The sequence below is a fragment of the Muricoccus radiodurans genome, from assembly GCF_050154705.1.
Lineage (GTDB): Bacteria > Pseudomonadota > Alphaproteobacteria > Acetobacterales > Acetobacteraceae > Roseomonas > Roseomonas radiodurans.
Map to the genome: position 1 here is coordinate 771,129 of NZ_CP189561.1, position 17,483 is coordinate 788,611.

General features: G+C 69.8%; 14 protein-coding genes. 13 read left to right on the forward strand and 1 reads right to left on the reverse strand.

Annotated features, from left to right (window positions below):
- Positions 1–14: 14 nt before the first annotated feature.
- From ACP6CK_RS03790 to ACP6CK_RS03850, 13 genes are all read left to right on the forward strand, one after another.
- Positions 15–1,619 carry an ABC transporter substrate-binding protein gene (locus ACP6CK_RS03790; RefSeq protein ID WP_426957437.1) on the forward strand — a complete coding sequence of 535 codons (1,605 nt, stop codon included), beginning with the start codon at positions 15–17 and terminating at the stop codon, positions 1,617–1,619.
- Between the two features lie 85 nt (positions 1,620–1,704).
- Complete coding sequence (locus ACP6CK_RS03795) at positions 1,705–3,288, forward strand: ABC transporter substrate-binding protein (RefSeq protein WP_426957438.1); 1,584 nt, start codon at positions 1,705–1,707, stop codon at positions 3,286–3,288.
- A 13-nt stretch (positions 3,289–3,301) separates the two neighbouring features.
- The gene (locus ACP6CK_RS03800) at positions 3,302–4,885 is read left to right on the forward strand and encodes an ABC transporter substrate-binding protein (protein ID WP_426957439.1); all 1,584 of its coding nucleotides are present in this window, start codon (positions 3,302–3,304) and stop codon (positions 4,883–4,885) included.
- A gap of 169 nt (positions 4,886–5,054) precedes the next feature.
- Positions 5,055–6,650, forward strand: coding sequence for an ABC transporter substrate-binding protein (locus tag ACP6CK_RS03805; protein ID WP_426957440.1), 1,596 nt, complete (start codon positions 5,055–5,057; stop codon positions 6,648–6,650).
- A 60-nt stretch (positions 6,651–6,710) separates the two neighbouring features.
- Complete coding sequence (locus ACP6CK_RS03810) at positions 6,711–7,652, forward strand: ABC transporter permease (protein WP_426957441.1); 942 nt, start codon at positions 6,711–6,713, stop codon at positions 7,650–7,652.
- Positions 7,649–8,575, forward strand: a complete 927-nt coding sequence (locus ACP6CK_RS03815; RefSeq protein ID WP_426957442.1) for an ABC transporter permease — start codon at positions 7,649–7,651, stop codon at positions 8,573–8,575. The genes ACP6CK_RS03810 and ACP6CK_RS03815 overlap by 4 nt, the downstream gene beginning before the upstream one ends.
- A gap of 2 nt (positions 8,576–8,577) precedes the next feature.
- Positions 8,578–9,585 (forward strand): ABC transporter ATP-binding protein, encoded by a 1,008-nt coding sequence (locus ACP6CK_RS03820; RefSeq protein ID WP_426957443.1) that lies wholly within the window; start codon positions 8,578–8,580, stop codon positions 9,583–9,585.
- Entirely contained in the window at positions 9,582–10,625 is a 1,044-nt protein-coding gene (locus ACP6CK_RS03825; RefSeq protein WP_426957444.1) for an ABC transporter ATP-binding protein, read from the forward strand. Before ACP6CK_RS03820 ends, ACP6CK_RS03825 begins: the two co-directional genes overlap by 4 nt.
- 84 nt (positions 10,626–10,709) lie before the next feature.
- Entirely contained in the window at positions 10,710–11,210 is a 501-nt protein-coding gene (locus ACP6CK_RS03830) for a (2Fe-2S)-binding protein (RefSeq protein ID WP_426957445.1), read from the forward strand.
- Between the two features lie 110 nt (positions 11,211–11,320).
- Positions 11,321–13,729, forward strand: coding sequence for a xanthine dehydrogenase family protein molybdopterin-binding subunit (locus ACP6CK_RS03835; RefSeq protein WP_426959856.1), 2,409 nt, complete (start codon positions 11,321–11,323; stop codon positions 13,727–13,729).
- Between the two features lie 13 nt (positions 13,730–13,742).
- Positions 13,743–14,534 (forward strand): FAD binding domain-containing protein, encoded by a 792-nt coding sequence (locus ACP6CK_RS03840; protein ID WP_426957446.1) that lies wholly within the window; start codon positions 13,743–13,745, stop codon positions 14,532–14,534.
- Complete coding sequence (locus ACP6CK_RS03845) at positions 14,524–15,831, forward strand: NAD(P)/FAD-dependent oxidoreductase (protein ID WP_426957447.1); 1,308 nt, start codon at positions 14,524–14,526, stop codon at positions 15,829–15,831. The genes ACP6CK_RS03840 and ACP6CK_RS03845 overlap by 11 nt, the downstream gene beginning before the upstream one ends.
- 74 nt (positions 15,832–15,905) lie before the next feature.
- Entirely contained in the window at positions 15,906–16,676 is a 771-nt protein-coding gene (locus tag ACP6CK_RS03850) for a cold-shock protein (RefSeq protein ID WP_426957448.1), read from the forward strand.
- A gap of 57 nt (positions 16,677–16,733) precedes the next feature.
- On the opposite strand, the gene ACP6CK_RS03855 is transcribed toward ACP6CK_RS03850, so the two are convergent.
- The gene (locus ACP6CK_RS03855; RefSeq protein ID WP_426957449.1) at positions 16,734–17,459 is read right to left on the reverse strand and encodes an aspartate/glutamate racemase family protein; all 726 of its coding nucleotides are present in this window, start codon (positions 17,457–17,459) and stop codon (positions 16,734–16,736) included.
- Positions 17,460–17,483 lie beyond the last annotated feature (24 nt).

Below are 17,483 nucleotides of genomic sequence, written 5' to 3' on the forward strand. Positions count from 1 at the left end.
AGGGGCAGAAAGCCATGCATCGTCGCGACCTCCTGGCCGGTGCCGCGGGCGCCGGGCTGCTCGGCACGGGCGCCTTCGGCCTGTCGCGCCCCTCCCTGGCCCAGGGTGCCGCGAGCCGCGTGCTGAAGTTCATCCCGCAGTCCGACGTGACGGTGCTCGATCCGATCATCACCACGGCCTACGTGACGCGGCACCACGGCTACCTGGTGTGGGACACGCTCTACGGCTTCGACGAGGACTTCAAGCCGCAGCCCCAGATGGCCGAAGGCCATTCGGTGGAGGACGACGGCAAGCGCGTCACGATCCGCCTGCGCACCGGGCTGAAGTTCCATGACGGGGCGCCGGTGCTGGCGCGCGACGCCGTCGCCTCCATCCGCCGCTGGGCCGCGCGGGACGCGCTCGGCCAGGTGCTGATGACTCAGGTCGCGGAGCTGATCGCGCCCGACGACCGCACGATCCTGTTCCGGCTGAACAAGCCGTTTCCCCTGCTGTTCGAAGCCCTGGGCAAGCCGAGCACGCCAGTCTGCTTCATCATGCCGCAGCGCCTGGCAGAAACCGACCCCGCCACCCCGATCCGCGAGATGATCGGCAGCGGCCCGTTCCGCTACAAGGCCGATGAGCGGATCGCCGGATCGCGCGTGGTCTACGAGAAGTTCGCGGACTACGTCCCGCGTGCGGAGGGGACGCCGACCTGGACCGCCGGTCCGAAGCGCGTCCATCTCGACCGCGTCGAGTGGCACGTGATGCCGGATGCCGCCACCGCCTCGAACGCCCTCGGGAACGGGGAAATGGATTGGTGGGAGCAGCCGACGGCGGACCTGCAGCCGACGCTCCGCCGGAACCGCAACGTCGTGCTGGAGATCCAGGACCCCACCGGCCTCTGCGGCATCGCCCGCTTCAACCACCTGCACCCGCCCTTCAACAACCCGGCGATCCGCCGCGCGCTGCTGGGCGCCGTGGTCCAGGGCGACTTCATGAGCGCGGTCATCGGCACCGACCGGTCGCTCTGGAAGGATGAGAACGGCTTCTTCCCGCCCGGCACCCCCCTGGCGAGCGATGTCGGCATGGAGGCCCTGACCTCCCCGCGGGACGTGGAGAAGGTGAAGCGCGACCTCGCCGCCGCCGGCTACAATGGGGAGAAGGTGGTGCTGATCGCCGCTTCCGACTTCCCGTCGCTCAACGCGCTGGCGCAGGTCGGCAACGACATGCTGCGGCGATGCGGCATGAACGTGGACTTCGTCGCGACCGATTGGGGCAGCGTGGTGCAGCGCCGCGCGAGCCGGGAGCCGGTGGAGCGCGGCGGCTGGAGCATGTTCTTCACCTTCTGGTCCGGGCTGGACATGTTCAATCCCGGCGTGTCCCAGGCGCTGCGCGGCCACGGGCAGAACGCCTGGTTCGGCTGGCCTACCATGCCGCGCATCGAGGAACTGCGGGCCCAGTGGTTCGACGCCCCGAACCTGGAGGCGCAGCAGGCGATCGGCCGCCAGATCCAGGAGGTCGCCTTTCAGGAGGTTCCTTACCTCCCGCTCGGCCAGTACTTTCAGGCCTGGGGCTATCGCCGGAACATCACCGGCGTGCTGAAGGGCCTGCCGATGTTCTGGAACGTCCAGAAGGCGTGACCAGGGCGGGGAGGGGAACTCCCCTCCGCTCTTGCGTTCTCCCGCTCCCGCCTGTGCAATGCTGGCCGTACAGGGGGACAAGACGATGATTCGACGCCGCCACCTCCTGGCCGCGGCGGGCGCGGCCGCGATGCCGATGCCCGCGCTGGCCCAGCCCGCCCGGGCCCGGGTGGTGAAGTGCGTCCCGCAGGCCAACCTCACCAGCCTCGACCCCGTCTGGACCACCGCGAACATCACCCGGAACCACGGGTACATGGTCTATGACACGCTTTACGGCATGGATGAGCGGTTCCAGCCGCAGCCCCAGATGGCCGAGGGGCACGTGGTGGAGGACGGCGGCAAGCGGGTGATCATCACCCTCCGCCAGGGCCCGCGTTTCCACGACGGGGAGCCGGTGCGGGCCGCGGACGTGGTCGCCAGCCTGCGGCGCTGGATGAAGCGGTCCCCCTCCGGTCAGAAGCTAGAGGAGTTCACGGACGAGCTGTCGGCGCTCGACGACCGCCGGGTCCAGTTCCGGCTGAGGCAGCCCTTCCCCTTCCTGCTGCCCGCCTTGGCCCAGGTCAGCAACGGCCCGGCCTTCATCATGCCGGAGCGGATCGCGCGGACCGATCCCTTCCAGCAGGTCCGGGAGACGGTCGGCAGCGGACCCTTCCGCTTCAAGCGGGACGAGTTCAACTCCGGCAGCCTCGTCGTCTACGAGCGAAACCCGGATTACAGCCCCACCCCCGCCGGCACGCCGAGCCTGACCGCCGGCCCCAAGCAGGCCTTCTTCGACCGCGTCGAGTGGAACATCATCACCGACGCTTCCACCGCCTCCGCGGCCTTGCAGACCGGGGAGGTCGACTGGTTCGAGCAGCCGCCGCCCGAGATCCAGCAGGTGATCCGCCGCAACCGCGCCCTGTCGGTGGAAGAGATCGACCCCCTGCCGCTGACCGGCATCATGCGCTTCAACTTCCTGCACGAGCCGTTCAGCAACAGGCGGTTGCGTCAAGCGATGCTGCCGGCGGTCAGCCAGGACGACTTCATGCAGGCGATCGTTGGCACCGACGCCTCGCTCTACAACAACCGCACCGGCATGTTCACGCCCGGCACGCCGATGGCGACGGAGGTCGGGCTGGAGCCGCTGACCGGCCCGCGAAGCCTCGACCGCGCGAAGGCCTTGATGCGGGAGGCCGGCTACACGAACCAGCCCATGCGGCTGATCGGCCCGACGGACATCCTCGCCCCCGCCGCCATGACCCAGGTCGGCGCGGATCTCGTCCGGCGCCTGGGTTTCAACGCCGACATCGTGCTGACGGACTGGGGCACGACCGTGCAGCGCCGGACCAGCCGCGAGCCGCTGGCAAATGGGGGGTGGAGCATGATCTTCACCTCCTTCTCCTCCTTCGACTTCGTGGACCCGTCGGCGCATTTCCCCCTGCGGGGCAACGGCGCCAATGCGTGGCCGGGCTGGCCGACCATCCCCGCGCTGGAGACGCTGCGAGACCAGTGGTTTCTCGCCCCGACTCTTCCGGAACAGCAGCGGATCGCGGCCGAGATGCAGCGCGTCGCCATGGACGAGGTCCCCTACATCCCCGTCGGTGCCTACAAGTCGCTCACCGGCATCCGGCGCGACCTGCAGGACCGCGTGAAGGGCTTCGCGATCTTCTGGAACCTCAAGCGCGCCTGAACGGAGACCACCGATGATCCGACGTCGTGACGCGATGCTGGGGCTGGCCGCCGCCGCGGCCGCGCCTGCCATGCCCGGCCTGTCCCAGGGGGCCGCGGCGCGGACGCTCCGGGTGATCCCGCAGGCGAACCTGACCAGCCTTGATCCCGTCTGGACGACCGCGGTGGTGACGCGGAACCACGCGTACATGGTGTACGACACGATCTGCGCCGTGGACGCCCAGGCGCGGCCGAAGCCCCAGATGGCGGAGGGCTGGGAGACGGCGCAGGACGGGAAGGAGTGGACCTTCACCCTCCGAACGGGACTGCGCTTCCATGACAACGAGCCCGTCCGTGCCGCGGACTGCGTCGCGAGCGCGAAGCGCTGGATGGCCCGCGACCCCTTCGGCCAGCTCCTGGCGCAGCAGGTGGACGAGGTCTCCGCGCTGGACGATCGGCGCTTCCGCTTCCGGCTGAAGCAGCCTTTTCCGTTCCTGACCCTCGCCCTCGGCAAGAGCCAGAACCCCTGCTTCGTCATGCCCGAGCGGCTGGCGAATACAGACCCCTTCCAGCAGGTACGGGACGCTACCGGCTCCGGCCCGTTCCGCTTCGTCCCGGGCGACTGGAACCCCGGCCAGCGGGCGGTCTGGACGAAGTTCGACGGTTACCAGCCCCGGCAGGAGCCGGTGGACGGGCTGGCCGGTGGCAAGGTGCCCCGGATCGACCGGGTGGAGTGGACCATCATCTCCGACTCCGGCACCGCCGCCTCCGCGATGGTCAGCGGCGAGCAGGACTATTGGGAGTACCCGCTGCACGACCTGATCCCGCTGCTGCGCCGGTCGCGCGACGTGGTCGTGGAGCAGCGCCTGCTGGAGGGTACCTACGGCATCATGCGGTTCAACCAGGTGCAGCCGCCCTTCAACAACCTCAAGGTGCGGCAGGCCGTGGCGATGGCGGTGGACCAGCGGGACTACCTCCGCGCCGTGGCCGGGGAGGACCCCTCTCTCTGGGGCGTCTGCGAGGGCGTCTTCACCTGCGGCAGCCCCCTGGCCAGCGACGAGGGCAACGACGTGCTGAAGGTGCACAGCGTCGAGCGAGGCCGGGCCGCGCTGCGCGAGTCCGGATACAACGGCGAGAAGGTCGTGCTCATCACGCCGAGCGACTATCCGCAGATCAACGCGCTGTCCCTCGTCACAGCGGACCTGATGCAGCGGATCGGCCTCAACGTGGAGGTCGTCTCCGCGGACTGGGGCACCGTGATCCAGCGGCGCGCGAGCAAGGAGCCGGTGGAGCGGGGGGGCTGGAGCGTGGTGCACACCACGGCGTCCGGCACCGACCTCGGCGTCCCGGCCATCCACCTCTTCCTCCGCGCCAACGGTCCCAATGCCTGGTTCGGCTGGCCGGACGACCCGGAGATCGAGCGCCTGCGGGGCCAGTGGCTGAACGCGTCCGACGAGGCCGAGAGCAAGCGGATCGGGGCCGCGCTGAATGCCCGGGCCATGGCGGTGCTGCCCTACGTGCCGCTGGGCTTCTACTGGCAGCCCAGCGCCTGGCGCCGGAACGTAACGGGGGCCTTCCGCTCCCCGACCACGGTTTTCTGGAACATGGGCAAGGCCTAGCGGGCGGGGACGGCTGGCACGGCCCGTGCAAGGTCCGTGGCCGGCGAGCGCCGTCCGAGGGGGCTGCGCGGACACGGGAATGGTGGCGTGCGGGCCGCTTCTGCGGCAGGATTCCACCGGCAGGGCAGGTTGGCACGGCGAAGGCCGGCCACAGGGGGGCTTCAGAGCGATGGATCGTCGCGTATTCCTCAAGACCGGCCTGGCCGGTGGCATCGCGGCCGGCGGCCTGTCCGCGCCCGCCCTGTCCCAGGGTGCAGCCGCCCGCACGCTGCGCTTCGTGCCCCAGGCCAACCTTGCCAATTTTGACCCGATCTGGGGCACTCAGTACGTCGTCCGCAACGCCGCGGCCGCCGTGTGGGACACGCTCTACGGCGTGGACAGCCAGCTCCGCCCGCAGCGCCAGATGGTGGAGAGCGAGGAGACCTCGACCGACGGCCTGACCTGGACCTTTCGACTCCGGGAGGGGCTGAAGTTCCACGACAACGAGCCGGTTCGGTCGAAGGACGTGGTCGCGAGCCTCAATCGCTGGGCCGTGCGCGACCCCATGGGCCAGATGATTCGGGCCATCCAGAACGAGCTGGTGGCGGTCGACGATCGGACCTTCCGCTGGTCGCTCCGTCGTCCCTACCCGAAGATGCTGCTCGCGCTCGGCAAGAACAACTCGCCCTGTTCCTTCATCATGCCCGAGCGGATCGCGAATACCGATCCCTTCCAGCAGATCAGTGACTATGTCGGTTCCGGCCCCATGCGGTTCGTCCGCAACGAGTGGGTGCCCGGCGCGAAGGCGGTGTTCGAGAAGTTCGCGGGTTACGTGCCCCGGTCCGAGCCCGCCTCCTGGCTCGCGGGCGGGAAGCGCATCCTGTTCGACCGCATGGAATGGGTGGTGATGCCGGACCCGGCCACCGCCGCCTCCGCCCTGCAGAACGGCGAGGTGGACTGGTGGGAGAACCCGATCTCCGACCTGATCCCCCTCCTGCGCCGCAACCGCAACGTCCAGGTGGACATCGCCGACCCGCTCGGGAACATCGGCACATTCCGGATGAACCACCTGCATCCGCCGTTCAATGACGTGCGCGCCCGCCGCGCGGTGCTGATGGCGATGGACCAGGCGGACGTGATGCGCGCCGTCGCCGGCGACGACGAGAGCCTATGGAAGCGCCTGCCCGGCTTCTTCACGCCCGACACCCCCCTCTACACCGAGGCGGGGGGCAACGTGCTGAAGGGCCCACGTAATCTCGCCGCCGCGCGGGAGATGCTGATGAGCAGCGGCTACCGCGGGGAGCCCGTGGTGATGCTGGTCGCGCAGGATCAGCCGATCACGAAGAACCAGGGCGATGTCACCGCCGAGCAGATGCGCCGCATCGGTATGAACATCGATTACGTCGCGACGGACTGGGGCACCGTGGGCAGCCGCCGCGCGGTGAAGACGCCGCCGGCCCAGGGTGGCTGGAACATCTTCTTCTCCTGGCATGCGGGCGCGGACTGCATCAACCCGGCCGCCTACACCGCCATCCGCGCGAATGGTGACGGCGCCTGGTTCGGCTGGCCGAACATCCCGACCGCGGAGGCGGCGCGCGACAAGTGGTTCGACGCCGCCACGCCCGAGGCCGAGAAGGCCGCGATGGATGAGCTGAACACCGCCGCGATGGAGAATGTTCTCTTCGCCCCCACCGGCTTCTTCGCCATGTACCAAGCCTGGCGCCGCAACGTGAGCGGCGTGGTGAAGGGGCCATTGCCCTTCTTCTGGGGCGTGTCCAAGACGTGACTGAGCTGAACCGGCGGCCGGCGGGAGTCCCCGCCCGGCCGGCACGGAGGACCTGACACCATGTTCGCCTACGTCATCCGACGAGTCATCGCGACCATCCCCGTCATGGCGGTGGTGGCGCTGTTCGTCTTCTCCCTCCTGTACATCTCGCCGGGCGACCCGGCCGCGGTCATCGCCGGCGACCAGGCGACCCCGGCGGACGTGGAGCGCATCCGCGCCTCCCTCGGCCTCGACCGGCCGTACCTCGTGCGGTTCGGGGAGTGGGTCTGGCACATCGTCCAGGGCGACCTCGGCACCTCGATCTTCACCAACCTGCCTGTGTCCACGATGATCGCGCAGCGGATCGAGCCGACCGTCTCCCTGATGATCATCACCCTCATCCTGGCGGTCTCGATCGCCGTGCCGATGGGCGTGATCGCGGCCTGGAAGGCCGGCACCTGGATCGACCGGGCGGTGATGGCCTTCGCGGTGCTCGGCTTCTCCGTACCGGTCTTCGTCGTTGGCTACCTCCTGGCCTACGTCTTCGCATTGGAACTGGATTGGCTGCCCGTGCAGGGCTACACGCCCTTCTCCCGCGGCCTCTGGCCCTGGTTCCAGAACCTCATCCTGCCGGCCATCGCGTTGGGCGGTGTCTATATCGCGCTGATCGCCCGAATCACCCGCGCGACGATGCTGGAGGTTCTGCAGCAGGACTACATCCGCACCGCTCGCGCCAAGGGCGTGAACCAGCCCGGGATTCTCTTCCTGCACGCACTGAAGAACGCGGCGGTGCCGATCGTCACCGTCATCGGCATTGGCGTCGCACTGCTCATCGGCGGCGCGGTGGTGACGGAGAGCGTCTTCGCCATCCCGGGCCTCGGCCGGCTGACGGTGGACGCCATCCTCCGCCGCGACTACCCGGTGATCCAGGGCGTGATCCTGCTCTTCTCCTTCGTCTACGTGCTGGTGAACCTGGGGATCGACCTCCTCTACACCCTCTTTGACCCGAGGATCCGGTATTGAGCGCCATCCTTGACCGTCCAGGGGCCCTCGGCCCCGCGGACGTCGCGGCCGCCCCGGCCATGCCGGACGTGCTGCCCCCGGTCCGCCCGATGCGGGGCCTGCTCGGCTTCCTCCGGCGGAATCCCTCCATCGCGATCGGCGGCGGTCTGCTGCTGATCATCTTTTGCATCGCCGTCTTCGCGCCGCTGCTTTGGACGACGGACCCGACGGCACTCGCCCCGGCCCGCCGGACCCGCGAGCCCTCGGCCATGTACTGGTTCGGGACTGACATGCTGGGGCGCGACGTCTATTCCCGCGTGCTCTATGGGGCGCGGGTCTCGCTGACCGTCGGCTTCGCGGTGGCCTTCTTCTCGGCCGTGATCGGCATGACGATCGGCCTCGTCTCCGGCTTCGTGCGCTGGGCCGACGCCATCGTCATGCGCGTGATGGACGGGCTGATGTCCATCCCCTCGATCCTGCTGGCCATCGCTCTCATGGCACTGACCCGCGGCAGCGTGGGGAACGTCATCCTCGCCATCACCATCGCCGAGGTGCCGCGCGTCTCCCGACTTGTCCGCGGCGTGGTCCTGTCACTCCGCGAACAGCCCTATGTGGACGCCGCGGTGGCGGCCGGCACGCCAACGCCGCTCATCATCTGGCGGCACATCCTGCCGAACACCCTGGCCCCGATCACGGTGCAGGCGACCTACATCTGCGCCTCCGCCATGATTGCGGAGAGCATCCTGTCCTTCATCGGCGCCGGCACGCCGCCGATCATTCCCTCCTGGGGCAACATCATGGCGGAGGGCCGGGCCCTCTGGCAGGTGAAGCCTTACATCGTGTTCTTCCCGGCCGTCTTCCTCTCGCTGACCGTGCTGGCGGTGAACCTGCTGGGCGATGGATTGCGGGACTGGCTCGATCCGCGCATGGCAAAGAAGGTTTGAGCATGTCGCAGAGCTACGCCGGACCGCTTCTCGACGTCCGCAATCTCCAGACCCACTTCCGCACGCCGGACGGGGTCAACCGGGCGGTGGACGGCATCTCCTTCCAGGTGAACGCCGGGGAGACGGTTGCCATCGTGGGGGAGAGCGGCTGCGGCAAGTCCGTCACCTCCATGTCCATCCTCCGCCTGATCCCGGAGCCCCCTGGCAAGATCGCCGGGGAAATCCGCTTCATGGGCCGGGACCTGCTGAAGCTCTCGGACAAGGAGATGCGCGGCATCCGCGGCAATGACATCTCGATGATCTTCCAGGAGCCGATGACCTCCCTGAACCCCGTCCTGACGGTGGGCCGGCAGATCGGGGAGACACTGCGCCTCCACCAGGGCCTCAACGGCCGCGATGCCGAGGCCAAGTCGGTGGAGATGCTGAAGCTCGTCGGCATTCCGGCGCCGGAGCGGCGGGTGAAGGAATACCCGCACCAGCTCTCGGGCGGCATGCGGCAGCGCGTGATGATCGCCATGGCGCTGGCCTGCAACCCGAAGCTGCTCATCGCGGACGAGCCGACCACGGCGCTCGATGTCACGATCCAGGCGCAGATCCTGGACCTGATGCGGGACCTGAAGCACCGGGTCGGCGCCGCGATCGTCCTGATCACCCATGACCTTGGCGTGGTGGCGGAGGTCGCGGAGCGCGTCATCGTCATGTACGCCGGCCGCAAGGTAGAGGAAGCCGGCGTCCGCGACCTCTTCGAGCGGCCGAAGCACCCCTATACTCAGGGCCTGCTCGGGGCGGTGCCGAAGCTTGGCTCCTCCCTGACCGGAGAGGCGACCCGGCTCTCGGAGATCCCTGGTCTCGTCCCCAGCCTGAAGACCCGCATCGACGGATGCGTCTTCGCCTCCCGCTGCCCCTACGCGACCGATCTCTGCCGCAACGTGGCCCCGGCGCTGGAGGAGAAGGCGCCCGCCCACACCGCGGCCTGCCACTACGCCGTGAAGGAGGCCCTCGCGGCATGAGTCACTCGACCATCGACCAGACCGGCGCGCCGCTGCTTCAGGTGGACGACCTGAAGAAGCATTTCCCCCTGCGCGGCGGCATCCTCGGGGGCACCACCGGCTACGTCTACGCGGTGGACGGCGTCTCCTTCGACATCCGGCGGGGCGAGACCCTCTCCCTCGTCGGCGAGTCCGGGTGCGGCAAGTCCACCGTCGGCAAGGCTCTGCTCCAACTCTACCCCATCACGTCGGGGCAGGTGGTGCTCGGCGGCCAGCGGATCGACACCATGTCCTCCTCCACCCTGCGGCCGATCCGGCGACGGATGCAGGTGGTTTTCCAGGACCCGTTCAGCTCCCTCAACCCGCGGATGCGGGTGCGCGACATCCTGGCGGAGCCCATCCGGAACTTCGGTCTCGCGAAGACGAAGGACGAGCTGGACGCGAAGCTCGGCAAGCTGATGGACACGGTCCGCCTGCCGCGGGACGCGATCGGCCGCTGGCCGCACGAGTTCTCCGGCGGCCAGCGGCAGCGCATCGGCATCGCCCGGGCCCTGGCCGCCGAGCCCGACCTGATCATCTGCGACGAGGCCGTCTCGGCGCTCGACGTCTCGGTGAAGGCGCAGATCGTCAACCTGCTCCAGGATCTCCAGTCCCAGCTCGGCCTGGCACTGCTTTTCATCTCCCACGACCTCGCCATCGTGGAGCACATGACCCACCGCGTGGCCGTCATGTATCTCGGCAAGATCGTGGAGGTGGCGCCGCGCCGCTCCCTCTTCGCGGCGCCCAAGCACCCCTACACCCAGGCCTTGCTCTCGGCCGTGCCGGTTCCCCAGCCCGGCGCGGCGCGGGACCGGATCATCCTGAAGGGGGACGTACCCAGCCCGATCAACCCGCCCTCGGGCTGCCGCTTCCACACCCGCTGTCCCTATGTCTTCGACCGTTGCCGGGTGGACGAGCCGAAGCTGCAGGAGACCGAGGCCGGCCACACCGCCGCCTGCCACCTGCACGACCTGCCGCCGGAGCAGAACCCGCTCGCCGGCGCGGCCTCGCCGCTGCACTGAGCCGCGGAAGGGGTGGGTGGGCGCCTTGACGCCCGCCCGTCGCCCGCGCGACCCTTCGCCCCGATCGGTGCGGGGGGAGCAGCCATGCCCACAGTCAATCTGACGGTGAACGGACAGCGCCAGAGCGTTGAGGTGGAGGGCCGCACCCTCCTCGTCGAGCTGCTGCGGGAGAAGCTGCGGCTCACCGGGACCCATGTCGGCTGCGACACCAGCCAGTGCGGCGCCTGCGTTGTCCATGTGGACGGGGACAGCGTGAAGTCCTGCACCATGCTGGCCGTCCAGGCCGAGGGAACCAGCGTCACGACCATCGAAGGGCTCGCCGCCACCGACGGCACGTTGCACCCGATGCAGGAGGCGTTCCGCGAGTATCACGCCCTTCAGTGCGGCTTCTGCACGCCCGGGATGGTCATGTCGGCCATCGACCTCGTCCAGAAGCACCCGCAGGGCCTGTCCGAGCCGGAGATCCGCGAGGGGCTGGAGGGTAACCTCTGCCGCTGCACGGGCTACCACAACATCGTCAAGGCGATCGCCGCGGCCCAGGACGTCATGCACGGCCGCCGCGCGGAGCTCGCCCGCGCCGAGTAGCGCCGGCTCCGGGCGCGGCGACCCCCGCGCCCGCACCACCGTGAGTCGTGCCGAAAACCGCGCCGCCAGAGCGCGAGGGACGCGTAGGGGAGGTTGCCGCCGTGACCGTCATGCCGAATTTTCAGGGTATCGGGGCCAAGGTGCGCCGGAAGGAGGATCTTCGCTTCCTCTCCGGCAAGGGCCGCTACACCGATGACCTGAACCGACCGGGCCAGCTCTACGTGCATTTCCTGCGATCGCCGCACCCGCACGCGCGGCTCGGGGCCGTGGACACCGCGGCCGCGCGGGCCATGCCGGGGGTGCGCGCCGTCTACACGGGGGCCGACATCGCGGCCGCCGGCATCGGCGGCCTGCCCTGCGGCTGGGGGATCAAGAACAAGGACGGCTCCCCGATGGCGGAGCCCGCGCATCCCGTCCTGGCGACCGGCAAGGTCCGGCATGTCGGAGACCCTGTCGCTGCCGTGATCGCCGACACGCGCACCCAGGCCCGCGACGCGGCCGAGGCGATCACCGTCGAGTACGAGCCCCTCCCGGCCGCCGCCACGCCGGACGCCGCAGTCGCCCCCGGCGCGCCGCTGGTGCACGACGAGGTCCCTGGCAACATCTGCTACGATTGGCACATCGGCGAGAAGGCCGACGCCGACGCCGCGTTCATGAAGGCCGCCAAGGTCGTCACCTTCGAGACGACGAACAACCGCCTGATCCCCAACGCCATGGAGCCGCGGGTCGCCATTGGCGACTATGACGCTTCGACGGACGAGCACACCCTCTTCACCACCAGCCAGAACCCACACGTCATCCGCCTGCTGATGGGCGCCTTCGTGCTGAAGATCCCGGAGTCGCGGCTGCGCGTCGTCGCGCCCGACGTCGGCGGCGGTTTCGGCAGCAAGATCTTCCACTACGCCGAGGAAGCGCTGGTCACCTGGGCCGCCGCGCAGTTGAAGCGCCCGGTGAAGTGGACCTCGGATCGGACCGAGGCCTTCATGTCGGACGCGCATGGCCGCGACCACGTAACCCGCGCCGAGCTGGCCCTGGACGAGAACGGCATCTTCCTCGGCCTTCGCGTCTCCACCAAGGCGGCGATGGGGGCCTATCTCTCCACCTTCGCGCCGGCGGTGCCGACCTATCTCTACGCGACGCTGCTGGCCGGTTGCTACCGCACGCCCGTGATCTATGCGGAGGTGAAGGCCGTCTTCACCCACACCGTCCCGGTGGACGCCTATCGGGGCGCCGGCCGCCCGGAGGCGACCTATCTCCTGGAACGGCTGGTGGATGTCGCGGCCGCCGAGACGGGTCTCGACCGCGTCGAGATCCGCCGGCGGAACTTCATCCCCGCGGACGGCTTCCCTTACCAGACGCCGGTCGCCCTCGAATACGACAGCGGCAACTACCAGGCGACGCTGGACGCCGCCCTGGTCGGTGCCGACTGGGCGGGCTTCGAGGCCCGCCGGGCGGCAGCGAAGGCGCGCGGCCGGCTCCGCGGCATCGGGCTGTCCACCTACATCGAAGCCTGCGGCATCGCCCCCTCCGCCGTGGCCGGCGCCCTCGGCGCGCGCGCCGGGCTTTTCGAGGTGGCGAACATCCGCGTCCACCCCACCGGCAGCGTCACCGTCTTCACCGGCACTCACAGCCACGGCCAGGGCCACGAGACCACCTTCGCGCAAGTCGTGGCCGACAAGCTCGGGATCGGGGTGGACCAGGTGGAAGTCGTGCACGGCGATACGGACCGCATCCCCTTCGGCATGGGCACATATGGCAGCCGCAGCCTCGCTGTCGGGGGTTCCGCGATGATCAAGGCGCTCGACAAGATCATCGCCAAGGGCAAGCGCATCGCCGCGCACCTGATGGAGGCCTCAGCCGAGGACGTGGTCTTCGAGGACGGCCAGTTCCGCGTCGCCGGCACCGACAAGTCGAAGGGCCTGACGGAGATCAGCCTCGCGGCCTATGTTCCGCACAACTTCCCGCATGACGAGCTGGAGCCCGGGCTGGAGGAGACCGCCTTCTACGATCCGAAGAACTTCACCTTCCCGGCGGGCTGTCATGTCTGCGAGGTGGAGATTGAGCCCGAGACCGGCCGCGTGCACGTCGTGGGCTTCACCGCCGTGGACGATGTGGGCCGCGTCATCAATCCGATGATCGTGGAAGGGCAGGTGCAGGGCGGAGTCGCCCAGGGCATCGGCCAGGCCCTGATGGAGCGCGCCGCCTACGACGCCCAGGGCCAGCTCCTCTCGGCCAGCTTCATGGACTACTCCATGCCGCGGGCCGAGGATCTGCCGGGCGTCGCCGTCGCCACCCATGTGACCCTTTGCACCCACAACCCGTTGGGGGTGAAAGGCTGCGGGGAGGTGGGTGCGATCGGCTCACCGCCCGCCGTCATCAACGCCGTGGTGGACGCCCTGCGCGACCATGGCGTCCGCCATGTCGAGATGCCCGCGACACCGCCGAAGGTCTGGGGCATCATCAACGCAAATCGGGCATCCACGGCGAGCGCACAGCGCGCCGCCGCGCCCGCCGAGTAGGGGATCGAGAGCGATGTACGACTTCGCCTTTCAGAAGCCGTCCTCCGTGGCGGAGGCCGTGAAGCTGCTCGCGGGGGAGGATGCCCGCCCGATCTCCGGCGGCCAGACGCTCCTGCCGGCGTTGAAGCATCGCCTGGACAAGCCCGCGACGCTCGTGGACCTCTCGGGCATCGCGGAGCTGCGCGGGATCAAGCGGGAAGGAGACCGGCTCGTCATCGGCGCGATGACGAAGCACGTCCAGGTCCAGAACGATCCCGCGATCAAGGCGGCGATCCCCGCCCTGTCCCGCATGGCCGGGTTGGTCGGCGACACGCAGGTTCGCAACCGCGGCACGATGGGCGGCAGCCTGGCGAACAACGACCCCGCAGCGGACTATCCGGCCGCGGCCCTGGCGCTCGGCGCCACGTTCATCACCGACCGCCGCCGGATCGAGGCGGATGACTTCTTCCTCGGCATGTTCGCCACCGCCCTGGAGCCGGGCGAGCTGCTGACCGCCATCTCCTTCCCGGTCCCGGAGAAGGCCGGCTACGCGAAGATGCGCAACCCGGCCTCGCGCTACGTCATGGCCGGCGTCTTCGTCGCGAAGGGTCCGGCCGGCGTGCGGGTGGTGGTGAACGGCGCCGGCCCGGGCGTCTTCCGGCAAACGGTTATGGAATCGGCGCTGTCGGCCAACTGGTCGCCCGACGCGGTGGCGGGCATCAAGCAGTCGCCGGACGGCCTGAACGGCGATATCCACGGCAGCGCCGAGTACCGCGCCCACCTCGTGACCGTTATGGCCAAGCGCGCCGTCCTGGATGCCGGCTGACGGCGGGGCCGCGCCGGCCGCCCCCACCGGCCAGCACGTCGTCGTCATCGGCGCCGGCATCGTCGGCGCGTGCACCGCGCTGGAGTCCCTGCGGCGGGGCTTTCGCGTCACCATCCTCGATCCCGGCTCTCCGGGCGGGGAGCAGGCGGCCTCCTATGGCAATGGCTGCTGGCTCTCGCCCATGTCGGTGATCCCGCCCGCCATGCCGGGGCTGTGGAAGAAGGTGCCCGGCTTCCTCGCGGACCCGCTCGGTCCGCTGGCCGTGCGCTGGTCCTACTTCCCGCGCGTCATTCCCTGGCTGCTCCGCTACCTGTGGTCCGGCTGGACCGAGGAGAAGGTCCTGGCCACTGCGCGCGCCCTGCGCGCGCTCCTCGCCGGTGCACCGGACCTGCACCGCAAACTGGCGGAGTCCGCCGGGGTGGCGGAGCTCATCCGCCACCAGGGCCTCATGTACACGTACCAGTCCCGCGCCGAGTTCGAGACCGAGGCGATGGCCTGGCGCATTCGCCGTACCGTCGGCGTCCAGTGGCAGGAGCTGGAGGCGGACGAGATGCGCCAGAGCCAGCCCGCGCTGGACCGCCGTTACGCTTTCGGCATCCTTGTCCCGGAGGGCGGGCACTGCCTCGACCCCGGCGCCTATGTCGCGGCCCTGGTGGACCAGGCCGTAGCCGAGGGCGCGACGCTCAGCCGCGACTCCGCCACCGGCTTCCGGATCGAGGGCGGTCGCCTGAGAGCCGTGCAGACCGCGTCGGGCGAGATCGCCGCCGACCGCGCCGTCATCTGCGCCGGCGCCCGGTCCAAGGCGCTGGCCGCTGCGGCCGGCAGCCGCGTCCCGCTGGAGACGGAGCGTGGCTACCACGCCGTGGTGGAGGGCGCGGAGGTCGGCCCCCGCATCCCGGTCATGCCCTATGACGGGAAGATGTCGGTCACCCTCACCCGCAAAGGTCTGCGCTGTGCCGGTCAGGTGGAGATCGCGGGGCTGGGGGCCGCGCCGAACTGGAAGCGTGCGGAGATCCTGCGCGACCACCTGCTCCGCTCCTTCCCCACGCTGCCGCGAGACCTGCCGGCCAACCGGGTGAAGTTCTGGATGGGCCATCGCCCCTCCATGCCGGACGGCCTGCCCTGCATCGGGCCGTCGGCCGCGACACCGGACGTGCTCCTCGCGTTCGGCCACGGCCATGTGGGCCTCGTGGCCGGGCCGCGCACGGGGCAGGCGGTCGGCGCCCTCCTCGCCGGCGCTCCGGCAGGCCTGGATCTCACTCCTTACGACCCCCGTCGATTCGGCTGGCATTCCTGATCTGACCGTGCCAGCATGAGGATACCGGTCCTGCATTCCGTCGGGCCGAGGTGATTTGCGGACAAAGACAAACAGTGTTCCCCGAGAATGAGCAGCAGGGTGGCGCCGGGCCCGTAGAGGCCGAGGTGAAGTGGTACAACGGCCGCAAGGGCTTCGGCTTCGTGCTTGGACCGGACGGGCAGGACGTGTTCTTCCACGCGTCCGCTATGGCGGAGGCGGGCATCCAGTCCGCCGAGACGGGTGACAAGCTCGTCTGCGAGATCGGCACGGACCGGCAGGGCCGTCGCCTCGTGACTCGGATCATGGAACTGAAGCCCGGTCCCGGCGGTGGCGCCGGCGGCGGCGGTGGCTTCGGGGATCGTCCCCCCCGCCGTGACTTCGGTGGCGGTGGCTTCGGGGATCGTCCCCCGCGCCGCGACTTCGGCGGCGGCGGTGGTGGCTTCGGGGATCGTCCCCCGCGTCGCGACTTTGGCGGTGGCGGCGGTTTCGGCGGTGGTCCCCCCCGTCGTGACTTCGGTGGCGGCGGCGGCTTCGGCGGCGGTGGCGGCGGCTTCGGCGGCCCGCGCCGCGAGTTCGGGGACCGTCCCCCTCGGCGCGACTTTGGCGGCGGTGGCGGCCGGGATGAGGGCGGTCCGACCTATGGCCTGAACGGCACGGTGAAGTGGTTCGACCAGGTGCGCGGCTTCGGCTTCGTGACGCCGGACGACGGCGGTCAGGACGTGTTCCTGCACTCCTCTGTGCTCCAGCGCGCGGGCGTGCAGGACGTGCAGCAGGGCCAGAAGGTGAACCTCGAGGTTCGTGACGGCCAGCGCGGCCGCCAGGCCGTGGTGCTCAAGGGCAGCTGAGCGGCTCTGCCGCGTCGGCCTTCTGAAGACCCCGGCCTCGGCCGGGGTCTTCTCGTTTCAGGGGACGGCGAAGCGCTGGGGGCGCAGCCCCGCGTGGAACCAGCTCACCATCGAGTAGACGTCGTAGACCGGCAGCCCCAGCGCCTCCCGCAACGCGGCCGCGTAAGGCGGCATGTTCGTGCATTCCAGCACGATGGCGCCCACCTCCGGATGGCGCTCCACGAGCCGGCGCCCCGCCTCCAGGATATCGGCCTCGGCGAGCGCGACGTCCATGTCGTCCTTCTCGGCCTTGATCAGCACGCGGAAAAACTCGCGCCCGGATTCCGTGCCCTCCACGGGCAGGTCCTCCGGCACGCCCGCACCGCGCAGATGCGCGGGCGTCAGCGTGGAGCGGGATACCGTGACGCAGCCCACCCGCTTGCCCGGGGGCAGCGTGGCCTGGACCCAGGGCACCTGCATGAGGCTGCTGGTGGCGACCGGCACGCCGAGTGCCTCGGCCAGCTCCGCCTGGAACAGCGAGAGGAAGCCGCAGTTCGTGGTGATCGCCTCGGCGCCCAGGGCGATCATGTCCTGCGCCGCCGCGATGAAGTCCGGCAGCAGCCCGCGCGCGCCCTGCAGTACGACTCGCTCCGGACTGGCCCCGCGCACGACCCGGTACAGGACGGGGAAGGGCCAGGTCCCGGCATTCCCCATGTCACCGGGAATTCGTGGGAAACGCGCCTCCAGCATCAGGATGCCGAGGGGCGCCCCGTAGATCGCCTTGCCGCCGCGCGCGATGGTCATGTCGCCTCCTGGCCTCGAACGGCA